The sequence below is a fragment of the Novosphingobium sp. ZW T3_23 genome, from assembly GCF_044987305.1.
Classification (GTDB): Bacteria; Pseudomonadota; Alphaproteobacteria; order Sphingomonadales; family Sphingomonadaceae; genus Novosphingobium.
In genome coordinates this window covers 1-600 of the sequence record NZ_JBJDRF010000152.1, presented here as the reverse complement: position 1 = coordinate 600, position 600 = coordinate 1, and the positions used below count along the sequence as shown (strand labels likewise).

At 65.5% G+C, this 600-nt stretch carries 1 protein-coding gene; it reads left to right on the top strand.

Annotated elements, in window-relative coordinates; all coding sequences use genetic code 11:
* Positions 1 to 600: DEAD/DEAH box helicase (locus ACI3K3_RS25770; protein WP_404918971.1), on the top strand; the 600-nt coding region annotated here is incomplete at both ends.

Sequence of the window (600 nt, the reverse complement as noted above, 5' to 3'; positions counted from 1 at the left end):
TCGTGCGGCAGCATCTCGAAACGTTCCGCCGTCGCTTCGAGGGGACGAAGATCGAGATCGTCGGCCTGTCGCGGCTCAGTACCGCTGCGGAAAGGAAGGCCGCAAAGGCCGGGCTTGCCGATGGGTCCATCGATATCGTCGTGGGTACCGGAGCGGTGATGGCGAAAGGCGTGAGCTACGCCAGGCCGGGGCTGGTGATAATCGACGAAGAACAACGCTTCGGTGCTGCCGACAAGGCCCGTCTGCGCGGCTTGGGGACCGTCCATATCCTGAGCCTCAGCGCGACGCCGATCCCGCGCACCTTGCAGGCGGCGCTCGTGGGCCTTCAGCAGATGTCGGTCATTGCCACGCCTCCGGCCCGGCGGCAGCCTATCCGCACCAGCATCGGCGAGTACGACGATGTACTGATCCGCACCGCGCTCACCCGCGAAAAGGCCCGGGGAGGCCAGAGCTTCGTGGTCGTGCCGCGTATCGAGGACATGGCGAAGGTCGCCGAGAAGATACGACGTGCTGCCCCCGATCTGACCCTGGTCCAGGCGCACGGGAAGATGTCGCCCGGCGAAATCGACGAGGTAATGGTTGGGTTTGGCAATGGGCGGG